Source organism: Arcticibacterium sp. GJ41-1 (assembly GCF_055808875.1).
On sequence record NZ_CM147888.1, the window covers coordinates 1,300,450 to 1,321,152 of the forward strand.

The 20,703-nt window shown below is 38.2% G+C and carries 11 protein-coding genes; 7 read left to right on the plus strand and 4 right to left on the minus strand.

Features of this window, described 5'->3' with window-relative positions; genetic code table 11:
- Positions 1 to 1,455: a DUF1501 domain-containing protein gene (locus tag AC0L6O_RS05240; RefSeq protein ID WP_473306845.1), complete on the plus strand. Its 1,455-nt coding sequence runs from the start codon at positions 1 to 3 to the stop codon at positions 1,453 to 1,455.
- Between the two features lie 20 nt (positions 1,456 to 1,475).
- Positions 1,476 to 3,608 (plus strand): c-type cytochrome domain-containing protein, encoded by a 2,133-nt coding sequence (locus tag AC0L6O_RS05245; RefSeq protein WP_473306846.1) that lies wholly within the window; start codon positions 1,476 to 1,478, stop codon positions 3,606 to 3,608.
- On the opposite strand, the gene AC0L6O_RS05250 is transcribed toward AC0L6O_RS05245, so the two are convergent.
- Positions 3,605 to 4,123 (minus strand): DUF4199 domain-containing protein, encoded by a 519-nt coding sequence (locus tag AC0L6O_RS05250; protein WP_473306847.1) that lies wholly within the window; start codon positions 4,121 to 4,123, stop codon positions 3,605 to 3,607. The genes AC0L6O_RS05245 and AC0L6O_RS05250 overlap by 4 nt on opposite strands.
- 243 nt (positions 4,124 to 4,366) lie before the next feature.
- Entirely contained in the window at positions 4,367 to 5,551 is a 1,185-nt protein-coding gene (locus AC0L6O_RS05255; protein WP_473306848.1) for a mechanosensitive ion channel, read from the minus strand.
- 417 nt (positions 5,552 to 5,968) lie between these two features.
- On the opposite strand from AC0L6O_RS05255, the gene AC0L6O_RS05260 reads away from it, so the two are divergent.
- The 5 genes from AC0L6O_RS05260 (at position 5,969) to AC0L6O_RS05280 (ending at position 17,804) form a co-directional block, all read left to right on the plus strand.
- A complete protein-coding gene (locus tag AC0L6O_RS05260; protein ID WP_473306850.1) occupies positions 5,969 to 6,106 on the plus strand; it encodes a hypothetical protein in 138 nt (45 codons plus the stop codon).
- A 126-nt stretch (positions 6,107 to 6,232) separates the two neighbouring features.
- The gene (locus AC0L6O_RS05265) at positions 6,233 to 14,776 is read left to right on the plus strand and encodes an Ig-like domain-containing protein (protein ID WP_473306851.1); all 8,544 of its coding nucleotides are present in this window, start codon (positions 6,233 to 6,235) and stop codon (positions 14,774 to 14,776) included.
- A 44-nt stretch (positions 14,777 to 14,820) separates the two neighbouring features.
- Entirely contained in the window at positions 14,821 to 17,040 is a 2,220-nt protein-coding gene (locus tag AC0L6O_RS05270) for a SulP family inorganic anion transporter (RefSeq protein WP_473306852.1), read from the plus strand.
- Between the two features lies 1 nt (position 17,041).
- Positions 17,042 to 17,263, plus strand: coding sequence for a hypothetical protein (locus tag AC0L6O_RS05275; protein ID WP_473306853.1), 222 nt, complete (start codon positions 17,042 to 17,044; stop codon positions 17,261 to 17,263).
- 7 nt (positions 17,264 to 17,270) lie between these two features.
- Positions 17,271 to 17,804, plus strand: coding sequence for an NADPH-dependent FMN reductase (locus AC0L6O_RS05280; RefSeq protein ID WP_473306854.1), 534 nt, complete (start codon positions 17,271 to 17,273; stop codon positions 17,802 to 17,804).
- A gap of 11 nt (positions 17,805 to 17,815) precedes the next feature.
- On the opposite strand, the gene AC0L6O_RS05285 is transcribed toward AC0L6O_RS05280, so the two are convergent.
- Together AC0L6O_RS05285 and AC0L6O_RS05290 are read right to left on the minus strand one after the other, a co-directional pair.
- Positions 17,816 to 18,811 carry a glycosyltransferase family 2 protein gene (locus tag AC0L6O_RS05285; RefSeq protein ID WP_473306855.1) on the minus strand — a complete coding sequence of 332 codons (996 nt, stop codon included), beginning with the start codon at positions 18,809 to 18,811 and terminating at the stop codon, positions 17,816 to 17,818.
- Between the two features lie 231 nt (positions 18,812 to 19,042).
- The gene (locus AC0L6O_RS05290) at positions 19,043 to 20,662 is read right to left on the minus strand and encodes a sulfatase family protein (protein ID WP_473306856.1); all 1,620 of its coding nucleotides are present in this window, start codon (positions 20,660 to 20,662) and stop codon (positions 19,043 to 19,045) included.
- Between the last annotated feature and the right edge of the window lie 41 nt (positions 20,663 to 20,703).

Below are 20,703 nucleotides of genomic sequence, written 5' to 3' on the forward strand. Positions count from 1 at the left end.
ATGGATAAAGATTTCTTAGAAAATAGGTTTAATGTTAATAGAAGGCACTTTCTTGGGAAAGCAGCTGCTGGAATAGGTGGAATAGCCCTCGGTTCTTTACTAATGCCTGATTTATTTAAAGGTGGTAAAGGATTGACCGAAGGTTTGCCGGTAGGAATTCCTCATTTTGCACCCAAAGCAAAGCGAGTTATTTATCTATTTCAAAACGGTGCACCTAGCCAACTAGAGAGTTTTGATTATAAGCCAAAGCTTAATAAAATGGCAGGGCAAGATTTGCCAGAATCTATTAGAAATGGGCAGCGACTGACTGGAATGACTTCAGGTCAAACAAAGTTTCCTTTGGTAGGCTCTTATTATGATTTTAAACAATATGGAAAGTCAGGAGCTTGGATAAGTGATTTGTTTCCTAACATTGCCAAAATAGCGGATGACCTTTGTATTGTTCGTTCCATGAATACGGAGGCTATAAATCATGACCCAGCACTCACTTTTATGCAGACGGGTTCTCAGATAGGAAACCGACCAAGTATGGGTGCTTGGATGAGTTATGGTTTGGGAAGTGAAAATCAAAACTTACCTGCTTTTACGGTACTTCTCTCTAGAGGAAGAGGAAACGGGCAAGGGGTTTATTCAAAACTGTGGACAAACGGTTTCTTAGATTCTACGCACCAAGGTGTTCTTTTTAGCAGTGGCGAAGACCCTATTTTATACCTGAACGACCCTGATGCCATGAGTAAGGCATCTAGAAGAAAGATGTTAGATAAACTGGCAGAACTAAATCACATGGGTTTTGACCAAAACGGAGACCCAGAGGTGCAGGCTAAAGTGCAGCAATATGAAATGGCTTACCGTATGCAAACTGCGGTGCCAGAACTTACAGACCTTTCTAAAGAATCTGATGCCACCATCAAAATGTATGGTCCTGAGTGTTTAGTGCCTGGAACTTATGCGGCAAATGCACTTTTGGCCAGAAAACTATCGGAGTCAGGTGTGCGTTTTGTGCAGCTTTATCATCAAGGATGGGACCAGCACGGAAACTTACCTAACGAAATGGCTTTACAGGCCGAAGAGGTTGATAGAGCTTCTGCAGCACTGGTGACAGACCTGAAACAGCGGGGTATGTTAGACGAGACTTTGGTGATTTGGGGTGGCGAGTTCGGAAGAACAAACTACTGTCAAGGTGGTTTTACAGAAGATAATTATGGTAGAGACCATCACCCAAGAGCCTACAGTATCTGGATGGCAGGTGGAGGTATTAAGCCAGGAATGGTTTATGGAGAAACCGACGATTTGGGTTATAACATTATAAAAGACCCGGTACATGTTAATGATTTTCATGCTACTGTTATGAATCAAATGGGTCTAGACCACGAACAATTAACCTACAAGCATCTGGGTAGGAGATATCGATTGACAGATGTGGCTGGTAAGGTTATTAATGATATTATTGCTTAAAACAAACGAGTGTTTGGTAAATGAATAAAGTTCAGAAAGTAGGTTCGTCCATATTGATTTTGGTCAATGTGATGCTCGTTTTTTTATTAATATTTGAGTCCAAAGTTGATTTGCCGCTCCTTTTTGCCCCGCTTGGTAGAATGCACCCCTTGTTCTTACATTTTCCTATAGGTGTGTTTTTTGTGGCAGCTTTCTTACATTTGGGAGCTAAGTTTTTCAAAGAAACTAAACTTGACGAGCTCCTTCGCTTCCTTTTTCTTGTTTCTGCATTTACTGCAGCCTTAACAGCACTTTTTGGCTTCTTTTTAGGGCAAGAGGCTGGTTATGCTGCAGAGCAACTAAAGTGGCATAAATGGCTTGGTGTTTTAACTAGTTTGATACTCTGGGGAGCTTATTTTTCTTTAGAGCAAACGTGGCAATATAGTAAACCATTGACAGCCGTAGCTGCCCTTGTTATTTTGATTACAGGGCATTTGGGTGGAGAAATTACACATGGTGAAAATTATGTTTTTGCTCCGCTTCAAAAAGAAACTAAAAAGCCTTTTGACCCAAACGGGCCTATTTTCGCGGAAGCTATAAATCCTATTTTAGAGGCTAAATGTCTGTCTTGTCACAACGACAAAAAAATGAAAGGGGAGCTTAATATGGCTTCGCTTTCAAAAATCATGAAAGGTGGCGAAGATGGACCACTTTGGTTAGCAGGCGATGCTTTAAATAGCCACATTATTAAAAGTGCCAAGCTGCCTTTAGATGATAAAAAGCATATGCCCCCTAAGGGCAAACCACAGCTTACTGCTATGGAAATTGAAATTTTAGAACGTTGGATAAATCAAGGTGCTAAAACGGATTTAAGTTTGGCAGATTTAACAGAGGGAGATTCTTTGCGTCAATTGGTGATGAAACAATATGGCAGTGTCAAAGAAGAAAAAACGTATGAATTTCCGGCTGTTTCTGAAAGTACATTAGCCGATGTCAATACACCTTTCTGTACGGTGGAGGCTTTGGCTTTAAATTCTCCTGCCTTAAAGGCCAATTTTTATGTGATAGAAAGATATGACCCAGAGGCTTTGTCAAAGCTTGCTAAGGTCTCGGAGCAATTAGTAGAGTTAAATTTGGCTAAAATGCCAGTTTCTGATGATGATTTAAAGTTGATTGCTGGTTTTGAAAACTTAGAGAAATTAGTGCTAAACAGTTCTGACGTTACTGGGAAAAATATTGATGCTTTAGCCAAGCTTGAAAAGCTAGAAAGCTTAAGTTTAAGCGGATGTAAATTAGAGAAAGGGAGTTTAGAGAAGCTGGCAAGGTTTCCAGTCTTGAAGCAACTTTTTGTCTGGAATACAGGCTTGGACGAATCAGAAATAGACGCCTTTGAAAAATCAAATAAGGAAGTAGCTGTTTCTAGGGGTTTTGTGCCTACTAGTGAAGATATGCTCAAAATCAACCCACCTACTTTATTAAGTAAGTCTGTGATTCTGAAAGCAGGCGAAAAAGTGCAATTAAAACACGGGCTGCCAAATGTTGAAATCAGATACGTTACTGACGGTTCTAAACTAGATTCTGTCAATGGTAATATTTACAAAGGTGAGATTGAGTTAGAAGGCTTTGCCAAGGTGAAAACGTTGGCAACAAAAGAAGGTTGGTACGTTTCTGATGTAAGAGAATTCTCTTTTTTTAGAAGCAATTATAAAGCAGATAGTGCATGGCTGCTAACTGAAACAAATAGCCAGTATCCTGGGGTAGGAAGTAGCACAGTGATAGACCAAGCACAGGGTGATAAAGCCAACTTTAAAGATTTTGCATGGTTAGGATATAAAGGAAGTGATGCCGAAATTTTATTAAAAACCAACTCGAAGGATAAAGTAAAAGGACTTACAGTAAGTTACTTGAAAGCTTCTCCAAGCTATATCATGCCACCGCAAGAAATTCAGGTTTGGGCTGGAGATAGTCGTAGTAATTTAAAGCTGATAGCCAAAAAGAGTCCTGAAACTATGATGGAAAAAGAGCCCGTGAGTTATGATGGACTTAACTTTAAACTAGATAAAAGTTATAAATACATTAAAGTAATAGGTAAGCCCATTAGTAAACTACCAAAATGGCATGGCGGAGCAGGACAGAACGGCTGGCTATTTATTGATGAGATTTATCTTTATTAATCTTTTTTAGTCCTTAGAATCCATGAGGCTAATAAACTAATGAAAAGCCCTATGGGGAATATTTCTAACATGGTCATGCCGAATTTTACAAATGGATTTTGGTAGTTCTCCATTCTCCTGTCAATATCTTCCAACGCTATAGATAATTCGCTAGGAGATAGATTTTTGTCCTTTAAACTGTGTTTGTACATATTAGCTATACTTTCATTTAGTTCGGGGTTTAAGTCAGACATTATCATCCAAGCTATGGTATAAAGTAAGGCACTTATTAATGCTATGGAAGCCCCAGTTTTAAAAGCTTCTTTAAAGGTTATCTCTCCTTTTAAGGTGATAATTTTACGCTCGCGTATTCCAAAAAAGATAAGACTTAGGGCTATTGCCAAGCTTGTGTAGCCTACTACTTGCGACGAATTTAAAGACGATTCGTTCGTCAATATTACAGGGGCAAATGCTACCATAAGAGCAGCTTGAATTCCTCCCGAAATAAAGCCAAATTTTAATGCAGATTTATTCATAATAGCTGTTTAATATTGAAACGTTATTAGATGGTCTACTTTGTAGGCTTCTAAATATAAGCATTTTAAAGGTGGATTTCAATAGCTAATTTAACAATAGCTGTTTTAGTGCAGTTTTTGTGTTAGCTAAATTTTAATTGTTTTATGCAATTGATATTTTAATCAAACAGAAGGAGTTTGTTCTTATAAAAAACAAAAGCCACCTCATTTTTAAGGTGGCTTTTATAGACTGGCAATTATGCTTTATTTTTTGAATTTCTTAAAGAATTCACGAACCTGTTCGCCCGCAGCTTCTCTACCACCTAAGCCAAACATTAGAGCAAAAGCTACGGCAATAGCTCCAAGTGTAAGTCCGAAAGCGAGCTCAATAATTTCATTAGCAATGCCCATTTGACGCAATGATATGGCAATAAACAACGATAGAATAACATATTTCGCAATATTAGCAATCAATGTATTTTCATCAGATTTATTAAGGAATTTGTATGCCGTATTGGCTAAGAAGTTCCCTAGCAGAAGGATGATAAGTCCAAATAGAACTTTAGAAGCTAAAACTAAAACCTCATTTAAAATAGTGGTAAGTGCCTCAAAATCTAATTCACCAGCTGCGGTGGTAGCCCCAATAAGCAGAATCATAAAAGTAGCCACGTTTCCTATAAGAGAACTAAGCTTTTTGTCTCCAGTGATAGAGTCTAAGTTATATTTTGATGCGTATTCGTTGATACCGATGTTTTCAAGGATACCTTCTAAAAGTTGAACTACGTATTTTCCAACTATGTAAAAAACTGCCATTATAACAACAGCTAGTATTATTTTGGGTATAGCACTTAGTAAATTAGTGAAAAGTACTTTGGCTGGGTCTGTGATGACATCCATTTTAAGGTAGTCTAAAGCCACCATTAATATTGGAACAAAGACAATTACAAAAACAATCTTTTTTAAGATATTACCTAAGTCTAGATTACCTAGATTTAGTTTTGAGGAGTATTTGTTTATAAAATCACCTCCCATAGAAACTAGTTCTGAAACAAATTGGGCTAAATAATAGCCTATAACACCAATAACTCCTGCACCGATAATGTTAGGAACAGACTGCATGAATTTTGAAAGCATGTCTTTTAATGGCTCTAAAACGTTGCTAACGCCTAGTATCTCCAAGGCTATAAGTGAGCCCATTATTAAAAGGAGGTAATGCACTAGTTTACCAATGAGTTTTGATGGTTTTGTATTTCCTTTTTCAGCCATTCTTTCGTCAAAAGGTGCTTTCTTAGCAATTTTAGTAACCAGTCCTGAGATGAATTTGGCTACTATCCAGGTAATAAAAAAGATAAGCATAGCAGATAATGCCCTTAATAGCCCAGGCCCTATCATTCCTGATAGCTGTGAACCGAAATTTGAATTCATGAATTCTTGAAGTTGATTTTCCATATCTCTTTTTGTTTTGAGTAATTAATAAGTAGTCGTAGTTAATTATTGTAAATCAGTAGTTTAGGTAGAGTGCTGATCTTTCTCTTTAGATTGAGTAAAGTCAAATAAGTCACATTTAACCTGATTTAATTTACCGGAGGCTTGGCTAAAGAGGTACATGGTGTAATAGTGTATGGTTGATCTTTGAAAAAAGATAACCCGACTCATATGAATCGGGTTATTCTTTCAAACCATTAATTGTGAGCATAAAATGCTCACCAACTTTATAAACTGTACTTCTCTAAAGTTCAGTAATTTAAGTTTGAAATGCAAGAGCTACCATGTTTTTTATTTTACGGTCACAAATAGGGTAATAATACCCTGGTCTTGTTTCGTTATAGTTAGGAAATTTAGTTTTTGAATCTAAACTATAAAGACATGAGTGCATCAGAGTTGATTTTTACCTTAGTTCGCATGCTGCTAATTTTCATCATTCCTGCCTTACTAGGCTATTTAGGCAAAACGCTCTTCATTAAAGAGAAAAAGAGCAATTTTAATTATTACAAAAGACATTAGTTATTAGAATCGAGTTCAGGGTTAATTCAAAATCCAGTCGTGCTTTTCGGCTGGATTTTTTCATTAAGATGCTGATGTAAAGGGTGATGTGTGTTATATTGTAGACGAAACCTTATTTGTCTACATATGAAACTTGCTTTTTTGACTGTAATTTGTTCTTTGTTTTATGCCACACTTTTAGCTCAATCTCCTCCAAATATTACTACTCAGCCATACTTAAATGGAGGTTTTGTGTGCTACGGAACAGATGCTGAAATTAAGGCGAATGTTACCAATGCCAATACTTATCAACTTCAAACCAAAAATACCGTATTAAATACATATTCAGATTTTGGAGGATATACTGGAGACGCAACTGCGGGTGCTATTACCATTAATTTGGCCAATGTTACACAAGAGTTAACGCTACGCGTAACTTTTACCAATGCTAACGGAACTACTAATTCAGACGATTTTCAAGTGTTTGCTCAACGACCAACTTTTACTATTCAGCCCCAAAATCAAGTTCAATGTTCTGGTGAAGATGTTTACTTCTACGTGGACGAGGTGGCAGGAAATACCTATGAATGGGAGCGGTCTAATAATGGAGCAGCCTTTTCTACTTCGGGCTTCGCATCAAAAATAAAAAATGAGAATACTTCGGCACTCTGGATAGATGGTGCCAATTCAGCAGAAGAAAATGATTCATTTAGGTGTAAAGTAACCGATGCAAATGGCTGTGAAAACACTTCCAATGCTGGAACAATTTCTATAAACAGCACAAGTACCATTCAGCCTACTAGCTCCACGGAATTCTGTGAAGATGGCTTTGCCAATTTTTCATTAAATGCAAGTGGAGTAAATGGAACTATTGACTCTTATCAATGGACAGCGAATGACGGAACCTCAAACTTTTCAGGTAGTGAATTTGAAGAAGTGTCTGCCTCGAGTTTTAATGTCAATAAAGTACCTGTAAGTTTAACAGGAGTAGAGGTGACGCTACAATTTACCAATAGCCTAATGCAGTCAAATGGTTCTCTGCTCGCAGGAACTTGTGCTTATTCTAGAGATAGAAGTAACTATTACACCACAAACCCAAAACCAGTAGGCCCAACGGCTATTGCGGCAGATTCAGTTTGTGGAAGTGGCGTGGTAAACCTAGAAGTGACAGACTCGCGAACAGACTGGAATTGGTCAGCCACGGCTGATGGTGCTGTACTTGGAACAGGAAAAACTTTTGTGACACCAAGTTTGAGTTCAAGTGCATTTTATTATGTAAGCTATACAGATGCCAATAATTGTAAATCAGGACCAGACTCGGTTTTGGCCACGGTTAATCTATTACCTACTTTAACTTTAGGTACTATTGCTCCAGTTTGCCCAGGTGTTAGCACTTTTGAAATTCCTTATACTAACCTCTCGGCAGGAGCAGATAAGTTTTCTTTGACCTTATCTTCTGGTACTATGCCTGACTTTGTAGCTATTTCAGACGCGGCTATTACCGCCACAGCCTTAATCATTGCATTACCTTCTACTGCTGAAAACGGTAACTATACCTTTAACTTAGTTTTAGAAAACTCAGCAACGGAATGTCTATCAGAGGTGATTCCTATCAATCTTTACATTCAAAAAGCTACCAGTATCACTACCCAGCCAATGGTGGCTGAAATATGTGAAGGAGAATCTCATACATTTTCTGTAGTTGGTGAGGGCGAAGGAACTGTAACATACCAATGGTATTTTGAGACTAATTTGATTTCAGGAGCAGAAAGTGCCAGCAACCAAATTAGCAATGCCGCTCTTTCAAATGGAGGTTCTTATTATTGTAAAGTAACGGCTACTTGCGGTTTTGTGAATTCTTCAGCTGTAGCTTTGACGGTAAAACCCAAAACTAAAATTTCCACTCAGCCTGTAAGTGAAACAGTTTGTGAAGGCTCGGATGTCAGTTTTTCAATAACAGCTACTGGCTCAGGTACATTAACATATCAATGGAAAAAGGACGGAAATAATGTTGGCACTAATTCAAATACGCTGAGTTTAACAGATGTTTCTGTCTCAGACAATGGAGCTAAAATAACTTGTTTGGTTCAGGGCGACTGTGGCGACAGCCTTTCTGCAGAAGCCACTTTGACGGTTTATGCTTTACCGCTTGCACCCACTGTGGTAGATACTGGTTACTGTTTAAATAGTACACCAAGTGCATTAACTGCTACGGCAAGCGGAAGCAATCAATTAAACTGGTATGGCAACAGCCAAACGGGAGGGACAGCATCCTCTGTAGCACCGACCCCAAGCACATCTGCATCAGGAACGGTAAATTATTATGTTTCTCAAACCGATGCGAACTCCTGCGAAAGTGATAGAGCAATAATAAAAGTAAAAGTTACTGATGCCGTAACGGCAAATTTATCAACAAGTACATCAGCGGTTTGTGCTCATGGCGAAATTAACAAAACGGTACTGTTTACTATTGCTGGTCAAAACGGAGATGGAAATTACACCTATCAATGGGGGAAAGGTAATGTTGATATTGATGGTGAAACTAATGAGACCTATACGGGTTCTGGTGCAGGAGACTATTACGTCAAGGTAACTTCGGGCTATTGTGATGTTACCAAAACAGCGGCAATTACTTCTGTACTGTCATCTGCTAGTCAAGGTCCTACGGTTTCGGGTTCTGGTTTGGTGCTACCATATACGGTTTGTCCGGGTAGCAATGCTACTTTTAGTGCTACTACAAATACAGCTGGTACTGACTATAAATGGTATGCATCACCAACAGGGAATGCGAGTTTGAACAACTCTGCCATTTATAATATTTCCAACATACTTTCGGCCAAAACATATTATGCTGCTGTACAGCAAACAGATGGCCTGACCACTTGTGAAACAGAAAGAACGCCAGTTAGTATTTCGGTTTATGATACTCCTGCTATTGTAGAAACAATAACACCAGAAAGTTGCCCTGGAGAAGGAGACGGAAGTTTTTCTTTAGCTCCGAAAACGGGTAATGTACCCTATCAGTTTAAGTTAGATGACGGTTCTTTTCAAACAGGCAATATTTTTAACAACCTAACGGCGAAAGCCTATCAAATTACCTTACAAGATAATAAAGGCTGTTCGGCCACCACTTCGCTTAATATGACTGCTGGTGCGGCACCCGTTTTTACTACGCAACCTCTTAGTCAAATCAATTGCGATGGTAATACAGTAACTTTTGAAACCATAACAGATGCAGCTTATACCATGTCATGGGAAAAGAAAATACCTGATGGAGATTGGACTGTAATTGTAGGAGAAACGGACGTTGATTTAAGACTTACTAATGTAGGAAATGCTACCAACCCGCACGGCACTTCTTACAGGGCAACAGCTGCATCGTCTAGCTGTAGCACTGTTTCTGATGAAGTAGTTTTAAGTGTCAACGATTTTACGGAAAACTTGGCAAGTCAAGATGTGTGTGCTGGCGATTTGGTTACCTGGATTCCGCCAGCTACAGTAGGGACTATTCAAAATTATGAATGGCAACGAAAAGTTTCAGGAGGAAGTTTTGTGTTGGTTCAGTCTGGAACTTCACCAAACTATGAAATAAATGCCGTGACAGGTGGGGAAGATGCTGACCAGTACCGTGTCAAAATCACCTTTGAAAAAACAGGAGGAACTTGCTTAGAAACTTCTGATGGCGGCACACTAAACGTTACGGAAGTAACAGAAACTACACTTGCAGGAACCATAGAAATATGTGAAGGAGAAAGCACTCCTTTAACAGCAACTGGCTGTAACGGAACCGTAACTTGGTCTGACACCCAGGAAGGTGAAAACATTTCAGTTTCTCCTTCCGAAACTACAATTTACACGGCCACTTGTGATTTAAATAATTGTTCCGTCCCTGCATCAAATAATGTAACGGTAACTGTAAAACCAGGCATTTTAGCTCCTATTATAACGGCTCCTATTAAAGAAGTTTGTTTTGGCGACTCGGCTACTTTGTCCATTTCAGGATGTGGAGGGACCATTCTTTGGAGTTCGGGTGAGAACACTACAGAAATTATTGCCAAGTCTATTGGTACGGTTACATATTCTGCCACCTGCTCTGATTTAGGTTGTACTAGTCCTGTTTCTAATACAATTGATATCACATCTTATCCAGAATTGCTAGCAGGAAGTATTTCAGAATCATCAGATGTGAATTGTGCTGGATTTAATCCTTCCACTATTTCAAATGAAACAAGTCCTATGGGAGGAAAGGGGGCCTTAACTATCTCTTGGGAAATGTCAGAAAACTGTTCTGATGTAAGCCCAACATGGGCAATAGTGCCAAGTGCTTCCAGTGAAACTTTCAACCCTACAGCTCTAACTAAAACTACCTGTTATAGAAGAAAGGTGGTAGATGAGTGCGGAGCGGAGGTTAATTCCAATATATCAACTATCCAAATTGTGGATGACCCATCGGTAACAGTAAGTTCTACCGAAACCAGTATTTGCTCAAATCAAAGTTTCACGCTCACGGCTACTGTTAATGGCGGTACAGGTGTATGTAATACTATTTGGCAGCGAAACTTAAAGTCTTCAGCCTCTGGTTCATCTTTTTGGGAAGACATTCCTGGTACAGCATTGACAAATACTATTTCTGATTTAGAAAACACCGGAGCAGCTACTATCTCGGTTTATTTTAGAGCTATTTATGATTGTGATTTGACTAATTGTAATAAAGCCACCTCAGATGCTTTTGAAGTTCAGGTTGCTCCTAAAATAGTAGTTAATGTAAGTTCTGATAAGAATGATATTTGTGAGGGAGAAAGTATCAATGTTTCCGCCAAAGGCTGTCATGGTGATTTGACTTGGTTTGACACCAGTTCAGATTCTCTTCGAGTTTTAAGTCCAACTACATCAGGATATTTGGTGGCTACTTGCTCTATTTCTGCTTGTGCTACGGCAGCGAAAGATTCTGTGGAAATTACAGTAAGACCCGGAATTGCGACTCCTACCATAATGGCAACTAAATCAGAAATCTGTTTTGGTGATTCTGTCACATTAAGTATTGCGGGCTGCTCAGGTGATGTATTATGGAGTAATGCAGAAACTACTGCTCAAATAATAGTGAAACCTACAAGCTTAGTGACTTATTCGGCTACTTGCTCTGCAAATTCATGTACTAGCCCTACTTCAAATACCATCGATGTTCAAGGTTACCCAGAATTAATTCCAGGGAGTATCGGGATTTATAGTGACGTAAACTGTGCAGGTTTTAATCCAGCAACTATTAGCAGTGAAAATGATGCGGTTGGAGGAAAAGGAGCTTTAAGTATTTCTTGGGAAATGTCAGAAGACTGTTCTGCCCTTAGCCCTATATGGACAACCATTCCTGACGAAACAGGCATGACCTTTAATCCTTCAACGATTCAAAAAACTACCTGTTACAGAAGAAAGGGGGTAGATGAATGTGGTACTGAGGTTTATTCCAATATATCAACCATCGAAATTGTGGATGACCCATCGGTAATAGTAAGCTCTACAGAAACCAGTATTTGCTCAAATCAAAGTTTCACGCTCACGGCTACTGTCAATGGCGGTACAGGCGTGTGTAATACCATTTGGCAGCGAAACTTAAAGTCTTCAGCCTCTGGTTCATCTTTTTGGGAAGATATTCCTGGTACAGCATTGACCAATACTATTTCTGATTTAGAAAACACCGAGGTCACTACTATTTCGGTTTACTATAGAGCAATTTATGATTGTGATTTGACCAATTGTAATAAAGCTACTTCCGACGCTTTTGAAGTTCAGGTTTTACCATCTTCAGAAGTTGCTTTGAATATTTCAGATTCTACCGTTTGTATCGGTAATACTGTATTGCTTACGGCGTCTAGCTGCGGAGGTACTTTGACATGGTCTGATGGGGGAGAAGGTGTTTCGAGGAACATTGAGATAACAGGTTCCGCTTCTTATACAGCTACCTGTACTAGTGCCTGCGGAACTTATACAGCTACCGCAAATCTTAATGCAATTCCTGGTTTTGAACCTCCGGTAAACACCACACCAATAAGTGCTATTCAGCCAGATATACTAACATTTTCTGCGGCTGGTACTAATTTGACATGGTATGCTTCGGCCACCGTTGATACTAGTTTATATGCGGCACCTACCGAATCGGAAATTGGAGAATATACCTATTATGTAAGTCAATCAAACAGCACTTGTGAAAGTCCTAGGATTGAGATAAACGCAGCCGTTTACAGTCCTCTTACAATAGTTAATCAGCCAACAGACCAATTTGATTGCGAGGGGAATTCGGTATATTTCTCTGTAGAAGCGATAGGTGCTGGGACTATTTTTTATCAATGGCAAAGAAAGCGTCCCGGAGAAACGGAGTTTACAGACCTGAAGGATGGTGATGAAGGAATTAAGTTTCCTCTTACTGCTGACCTAAGAGTCTCGGCAGTTGGAGATAATGACAATCCTGTATTATCGGAGTATAGGTGTAGAATGAGCGACTCGCTCAGCTATATTCAAACATATGAGCGAGTGCTTTACGCTAATGTTATTGATGGTACCATACCAAATGTAGAAGCTTGTGTTGGAAATGATTTTGAATTTAGACTGTACGATTTTGTGAGAACTACAGGTGATATTATGTCATTTCAATGGCAAATTAGAGACGATGTGATTGACAAGTGGATTGATATTTCGGACGATTTTAGAACTTCCGGTTCGCAGACAGCGAATATGACTATCAAAAACATCCAAACTTATGATAATAGGAAGTATAGATGTAGCCTAGTGTTTAATACTGGGGGCTTTCAGTGTACTGAAAATACCGACCAAACCATTCTCAAAGTCGGTTCATATCCAAACAGGCCGCCAGATTTATCTGCAGAATACTGTCAAGGGAAAACAACGAAAACACTTTCTTTTAATGGAAAACCAAATGATGAACTATGGTACACACATGAAAATAAGGAAGCTATAGGTTTCAAAAAAGCACCAAAACCAAGCTCTGATGAAGCAGGAGTTTTTACTTGGTGGTTTACAGAAATTACAGACGAAAACTGTGAAAGCCCAAAGGCAAAATATACAGTCATTATACATGCTAAGCCAGATGCTCCTGCCAGCACTACACCGCAGTTTGTCAATGAGGGAGATACCTTGCTTTTTGACGCCAATGGCGAAAACTTACATTGGTTTACTTCAAGAACTGGTAAGAAATTTCAAATTGAGAAACCATTTTATACGGAAATTGACGAGTATAAGCATTATGTTTCTCAATCAAATGATTTTGGTTGCGAAAGCGACAGAACACTAATAGTCTCTTTTATTCAAGGAACGCTAGGCTTTAAAAAGGAGCTAGAAGATAGAGCGGATTGCGATGGCAATAGTGTGCGATTTGTGGCAAATGGAAAAGGTTTAGGAAGTCTAGAATATCTCTGGGAAAGGAAATTGCCAAGTGATACTTTGTTTAGAGAAATTGAAGGTGAAACGGGAAGCACTTTATTAGTATCAAAAATTGGTTCTGAAGATAATCCGCATAAAACTCAGTTTAGAGTAAAAGTGAGTGACAGCACGGGTGTAGAAACTTCAAATGCTGCGTATTTATTGGTCAATGAAATTACAGGAAGTCTTAATGCTCAGTATTACTGTACAGATGATAATTGGCGAGTAAATCTAGATAGTTTGAATATTCAAGGAAAGGTTAATGAGTATCAACTTCAGGTACAGCCTGAAAGGTCTTGGATTACATTAGATACTGTTTTTAATCTTGACTCCACTAGGATATTAAGTTTTTATGGATTGAAAGACAGTGTCTTTACTGATTCAGATTACCGAATAAGGATGGTTTTTGAAGCAGAGAATGGTGGAACATGTGCTAGAAGTACGGATGAGTTTAATTTCCGATTAGATGAACGCCCTAAGAAACCAGAAAAGCTGACAGAAGAAATCTGTCAATATTCGGAAATTGAATTGCCAGCTATGGACTCTTTAAATTATGTGTGGTTTGAAACTCAGAATGATACTTCTTTGCTCGCTATGATTCCTTCAGACAGCACGGGAGTGTTTGAATATTATTATGCTAATCAAGATTCAATAACTGGCTGCTACAGCGAAAAAGATACCTTGCTATTAGAAGTATTACCAGTGGATTCAGTCTTCTTGATGAATAATGAGTTTGTTTTTTGTACAGATGATAGCACTGCTATTTTAAATATTGAAGGTGTCTCAAACTATTCTTGGTACACTGCAGATAGTCTTCATACGGCCTTAGGAGACACATTAAGCGTAGTTCTTAATGAAGCTCAGCAAGGAACCTATCTTTTTGAAACAAAGTACGAGAATGGCTGTACAAGTCCATTAACGGAAATAATTGTGAGAGTAGAGAGTTGTGAAGCAGACACACCAGTGGAAGGGGAAGATAATGTAGTAGTAAATAATGCGGAAGGCGAGCCTGTTTGTGTAACTTATCCTAATCCAGTTAAGCCAAGTCAAAGCATTGATTTGTATACTGAAAATTTAGTTTTTGAAAGTGTAGAAGTATTCAATTCGCAAGGGCAAAGTGTGTCCAATTCGCTTTATGGAGAAAAAGGGAAGCCTCAAAAAATGAATATAAATTCGGATTTAAAGGAAGGGGTTTATATTTTGAGGATTCTTGGAGAATACGGAAACCACTGTCGGTGGAAAATGGTTGTGAGAGACTAAGTGTTTTTACGTATCCAAGTGTAAGAAACCACTAAATATAATTTATGTCTTTTAAAAAAGTTTTTGGAGAAGACTTAGCCAGTAATATTTTTTCTGGCCTAGTTGTATCCCTTATTGCTTTGCCGTTGGGCTTAGGCTTGGCTTTAGCTTCAGGAGCACCACCCATTTCAGGTGTAATTGCGGCGGTAGTCGGTGGAGTATTGGTTTCTATTTTAGGTGGTTCTAATGTAACTATTACTGGTCCTGGTAATGGTTTGGTGGTAGCTGTTTTAGCCGCCATTACTACTTTAGGAGAAGGTGATATGTATCAAGGCTATCTTTACACGCTTGCTGCTATTATTATTTCTGGAGCATTAATTACACTTTTAGCTTTTGTGAATTTAGGGAAGTTGTCAAATTTCTTTCCTTCTTCTGCCATTCAGGGAATGTTGGCGGCCATTGGTATCATTATATTGGCAAAGCAGTTTCATATTATGATAGGTAATTTGGATGCATCTGGTTCCCCTTTGGGACTTTTAGCATCCATTCCTAAGTCTATTATGGAGTGTTTTAGAACTCCAGAAAGACACCCTGCGGCTATTGCTGGAGTGTGTTCTTTGTTAATTATGATTTTTTATTCTAGAGTTAGAAATAAGTATTTTCAGCTAATTCCGGCACCCATGTGGATTGTCTTTTTATCTGTAGGGATAGCTTATTTTTATGCCAATAAACTAGGGATGGATAATCCTATTTCAGACGAATATCTTGTCAGTATTCCTGATAATGTGTTCTCTAATTTTCCTAGACCAGACTTTTCAAAAGTGCTTTCTGGAGACTTTATGTTGGCTGTGGTCAGTATAACATTAATAGCAAGTATAGAATCATTGCTTTCTATTAAAGCGGTAGATAAGCTTGACCCGAGGCGTAGACAGTCAAATGTAAATAAGGATTTGAAAGCCCTTGGCTTAGCCACTGTTATTTCAGGTTTTTTAGGTGGTTTGAACGTAGTGACCGTAATAGCCCGAAGCTCGGTAAATGTTAATAATAATGCCACTAATAGAAGTGCAAACTTCTTTCATGCTATCTTTTTAGTATTGTTCATTTGGTTGTTTAAAGACCAGTTAGAGAATATTCCATTCCCAGCATTGGCGGCTATTTTGGTTTATACCGGTTATAAACTGGCATCTCCCGCTATTCTTCAGAAAATACGTGAGATAGGAAAAGAGCAGGTTCTAATATTTTTAGTAACTCTAATCACTACGCTTCTAACCAGTTTGATAATAGGTATAGCGGTTGGTATTTTGACTACTTTCCTAGTTCATATGATATTGACTAGGAGTATGACCTTATTCTTTTCAAATATTAAAAACAACAACGTTACAAAGTATTTAGAAGAAGATGGGAAACAACATATTTCAGTCAAATACTTCAGCACTTTCCTTAACTTTTTTAGACTTAAAAATGTACTAGATGGTATCAAACCAAGCGAAAGAGTAGTGGTTGATTTGTTGGAATGTAATTTTGTGGACCATACGGTAATGGAAAACCTGTGGGATTATGAGCAAACATTTGACAAAAATGGTGGAGAATTTGAGGTTATAGGATTAGACCTTCATAGTGCCGAATCTAGCCATCCATTTGCATTAAGAAGGGCATTGAAATATGTACCTTTTGTGAATGCTCCAGATGTGCAAACAAAGCGTCAAAAGGAGATTGGAAGCTTTGTCGAGAGTTTGGGTTGGTATTTCAGCACAGAAAATGATTACCACATGTTCTTTTTGAGGCATTTTAATTATTTTAGAACAAGACAGGTAGATCACCTTTATAATAAAGCCAGTGATAAGAGTAAGGTCTTTAAGCTGTTTGATGTAGAATACTCCGAAGGTGCGTTTATCTTGGAAGAGCAACTTCATGCTACTATGCTTTATATTAATACTAGAAATAGAATACCTGCATTTACGCTTGATAAAGGAGACTTTTATGAGCGTATGCACTACTTAGGAGGTTACAAAGAAATTAAGTTTAAGACCTTTAGAGACTTTGCTAGAAGGTTTACACTTCGTGGTGAAAACTTATTGGGGATTAGAAGATTTTTCTCTGATGAACTTATTTTGTTTTTTGAAAGTAATAGTTATTACCATATTGAATCCAATGGAGAAGGTGGTATTTTGATAATGGACAAAGAAAGACATAGCGGAGTAGCGGAAGTGAAAGCTTTAGTAGATTTTGGTATTAGATTAGAGGCTATTATTAATCAATCTTTAGAATTAGATCTTAAAAAATAAAATGGCATTTGACTTTAAAAAATATCATGTGAGGGCAATGAATGCTGCCAGTCATGAAGAAAAGGCGGCAATAAATAAAGAGTTGAAAGACTATTATGCTCAACTTCCTGAAGAAGAAAAACCAGCTTTTAATGAGGCACTTCAAAGTTTTTTAATAAAAGAAATGTCGTCAATAAAGTCGGTCTATGATGGGGTGAAAGCTGGAGAACCTTCTGATAACTAAGCATTTTATGAAAAGAATAGTAGCTTTCGGGGCTAGCAGCAGTAAAGCATCTATCAATAAAGCCTTGGCAACTTATGCGGCGAATGCCATGGAAGGTGGGGAGGTAGAAGTTTTAGACCTCAATGATTTTGAGATGCCTATTTTTAGTGTCGATAGAGAAAAGGAAGACGGGATTCATTCTTTGGCCTTTAAGTTTAAAGAGCACTTGAAGAGTGCCGATGGTATTCTAATTTCTTTTGCCGAGCATAATGGAGCTTACTCAGCAGCATATAAAAACATATATGATTGGGCTTCTAGAATAGAGAAAAGTTTTTTCTATGATAAGCCGCTCTGTTTACTGGCTACTTCACCAGGGCCAAGAGGGGGGATGAGAGTACTCGACATTGCTTTTGATGCCTATAGCTTCGCCAATAAGAATTTGGTTACAAAATTCTCTTTGCCCTCTTTTTATGAGAATTTTAAAGAAGGTGAAGGAATAACAAATGAGGAACTAAAAACGCAGCTCTTTGTGGAGCTAGATAAGTTTAAGGCTGCACTTTAAAGTAGAGTCGATTATTTAAAGAACAGTTTAGGGAACTGCTTCTCTGGGTTTTTCTTTAATAAATCAATAGCAATAGTAGATTTTAAAAACCCAAAGCCGTAGCCACAAAACTGCACTAGAATGGCCATGATGGACAGTATAGCTACATTTATGCTTTTGCTTGAAATTAAAGCTGAGACAAACGCAATTAAGAAGTAAGCTATATAGCCAAATAAGATCCATTTGATGCCTAAAAGCCAGCCTATAATGGAGGCTATAAAACCAAGGCAGAATAACGAAGGAAACCAATATGTTACCTTTTTAGTTGACGGATGCCATTTATTTAAAATGGGACGTACCATTCCAAATTTATTCACTTGCGTATAGAATTTTTTCCAAGAAATTCGTCGTTTGTGATATACCCACGCTTCTGAAATTAGCTTCGTTTTAAAACCTAAGTTCCAAAGGCGAATAGACAAATCTGGGTCTTCGCCAGGGTGAATGCTACCGAAACCTTTGGAAGCTTCAAAAGCTTGTTTTGATAGCCCCATATTGAAACTTCTTGGCTGAAACTTCCCTACACTCTTTTTGCCACCTCGAATACCACCCGTGGTGATAAAAGAAGTCATAGAAAAATTAATGGCTTTTTGGAGGCTGGTGAATGATTGATGTGCAGCGTCTGGTCCACCAAAGCAGTCTACATAGTCTTCGTTTAAACTAGCGTCAACTTTGTTTAGATAATCTTTCGGTACAATACAGTCACTATCTAAAATGATAAAATAATCACCCTTAGCATTCTGCATTCCAAAATTTCGTGAATCTCCAGGGCCTGAATTTTCTTTAAAGAAGTAAGTGATGTTCAGTTTGTCCTTATAACGCTCTACAACCGTTTTTGACGATTTGGTAGAGCCATCTTCAATGATGACAATTTCAAAAGGGATTTCAGTCTCCAAAGCTTCAAAACTTTGTAAAAGCTCTTGTGTTTCGTCTGGACGGTTGTAGACCGGAATGATGAAAGAGTAAAACATCGAAATTTATTTATCAGTTAGCACGTGCTTATCAGAAAGCGAGAATTGTGCCATGAAGATAAGGGATTAAAAATTGTTTTAGATTGTATTGTTTCAGCCTAGGTTTGAAAGTTTTAGAGATGTTTGGGTAAAGTGTGGTTTTGAAAACCACTTCAAAGAGTTAATTACCAGAGTCTTAAACGCAACAAAGGAAGGGCAAAGCCCTTCCTTTGTTAAATAAAAAGAACAGGTCTACTTCCCACCCCCAGAAGGCATAAAGTTTTTGTTTTTATACATTTCCATGTATTTTTTATCTAGGTCTTCAGAGTCTTTATATTTTACCCTTAGGTCGGCTAGGTCAGACTTTAGTTTTGTTAGGGTTTCTGCATAAGCAGGGTCGTCAAACACGCTTTTCATTTCTTGTGGATCTTTTTTACGGTCGTAAAGCTCCCATTCGTCCACATCATCATAGAAGTGGATTAGCTTATAATCTTCCGTCACAATACCGTAATGCCTTTTTACCATATGTACCGCAGGGTATTCATAGTAGTGGTAATACACGGCTTCTCTAAAGTTCTCTGTTTCTCCTTTAAATAGCGGAATCAGATTTTCGCCTTGCATGTCAGATGGAGCTTCTATTTGAGCGGCAGCTAAAATGGTTTGAGCAAAATCTAAGTTTTGAACCATCTGCGTATTCGTGGTTCCTGGCTTAATAACGTTTGGCCATTTAACTAAAAGAGGCGTTTTGAAAGATTCGTTGTAAATAAAACGCTTGTCAAACCAGCCATGCTCACCTAAGTAAAAACCTTGGTCAGAAGTATAAATCACTATCGTGTTTTCAGCCAGTCCGCTTTCTTCCAGATAGTCTAAAACCTTACCTACACCCTCATCCACAGAAGCTATGCTACCAAGATAATCCTGCATGTATCGTTGATATCTCCATTTCATTTTGTCTGCCTGTGTCATATTTGGATAAAGCTTTTTGAATTTTTCATTCATTGGGCCGTATACTTTATCCCAAGCAGCTCTTTGTTCTGCGTTCATGGCACCCACTTCTCTTTTGAAAGCACCTTTGTCCCATGTTGACGTTTCTGCTATTCCTAATTCGTCCATTACATCAGGATAAATTTTAGAATCACCAGCCCAGTTCATGTGTGTAAGTAAATTCATTTCAGCCTCTTTTGCGGCAGAACCTCTACCTTCATAATTGTCAAAAAGCGTAGCAGGCTCTTTAAAAGTTTTCGTTGTAAACTCTTTATAATGTCTTTCTGCAGGTAACCACTCTCTGTGTGGAGCCTTATGAAGATAAGCCATGAAGAAAGGTTTTTCGGCATCTCTTTCTTTACTCAGCCAGTTTATAGTCAAGTCTGTGATGATATCTGTCACATAACCGGTGATAGTCTTTTTGCCTTCTTTCTTGGTTATAAATTCTGGGTTGTAATACCTCCCTTGACCAGGTAATATTTGAAATTCGTCAAAACCCTTAGGATTGTTTCCAAAATGAAGTTTCCCGAACATGGCAGTTTGGTAACCATTTTCTTGGAGTAATTGCGGAAAGGTCATTTGAGTAGTGTCAAAAGGAAAGTTATTGTCAATTTTTCCATTCAAATGACTGTGTTTTCCTGTCAAAATTACTGCTCTAGAAGGAGCACAGATAGAGTTAGTGACACAGGCGTTGGTAAATAACATGCCTTCGTTCGCTATCCTGTCAATGTTCGGAGTTTCTATCAGCGTATTATCATAAGCAGAAATAGCCTGATAAGCGTGGTCGTCCGACATAATAAACAGAATGTTGGGCTTTTTTTGCTCTTCTTGTTGACAAGAGAATGCTGTAAAGGCCAATACAGCAATTGCTAATTTTTTGAATTTCATTTGATAATGGTTGAGTCAGTAAAGTATCAAAGTTGTTAAAA

Bases quoted from the DNA above. Each gene is read 5' to 3' on its own strand.
- AC0L6O_RS05280 (WP_473306854.1), top strand. From the start codon at position 17,271: ATGAAAAGAATAGTAGCTTTCGGGGCTAGCAGCAGTAAAGCATCTATC.
- AC0L6O_RS05285 (WP_473306855.1), bottom strand. From the start codon at position 18,811: ATGTTTTACTCTTTCATCATTCCGGTCTACAACCGTCCAGACGAAACA.
- AC0L6O_RS05275 (WP_473306853.1), top strand. From the start codon at position 17,042: ATGGCATTTGACTTTAAAAAATATCATGTGAGGGCAATGAATGCTGCC.
- AC0L6O_RS05255 (WP_473306848.1), bottom strand. From the start codon at position 5,551: ATGGAAAATCAACTTCAAGAATTCATGAATTCAAATTTCGGTTCACAG.
- AC0L6O_RS05250 (WP_473306847.1), bottom strand. From the start codon at position 4,123: ATGAATAAATCTGCATTAAAATTTGGCTTTATTTCGGGAGGAATTCAA.
- AC0L6O_RS05290 (WP_473306856.1), bottom strand. From the start codon at position 20,662: ATGAAATTCAAAAAATTAGCAATTGCTGTATTGGCCTTTACAGCATTC.
- AC0L6O_RS05260 (WP_473306850.1), top strand. From the start codon at position 5,969: ATGAGTGCATCAGAGTTGATTTTTACCTTAGTTCGCATGCTGCTAATT.
- AC0L6O_RS05240 (WP_473306845.1), top strand. From the start codon at position 1: ATGGATAAAGATTTCTTAGAAAATAGGTTTAATGTTAATAGAAGGCAC.
- AC0L6O_RS05270 (WP_473306852.1), top strand. From the start codon at position 14,821: ATGTCTTTTAAAAAAGTTTTTGGAGAAGACTTAGCCAGTAATATTTTT.
- AC0L6O_RS05245 (WP_473306846.1), top strand. From the start codon at position 1,476: ATGAATAAAGTTCAGAAAGTAGGTTCGTCCATATTGATTTTGGTCAAT.
- AC0L6O_RS05265 (WP_473306851.1), top strand. From the start codon at position 6,233: ATGAAACTTGCTTTTTTGACTGTAATTTGTTCTTTGTTTTATGCCACA.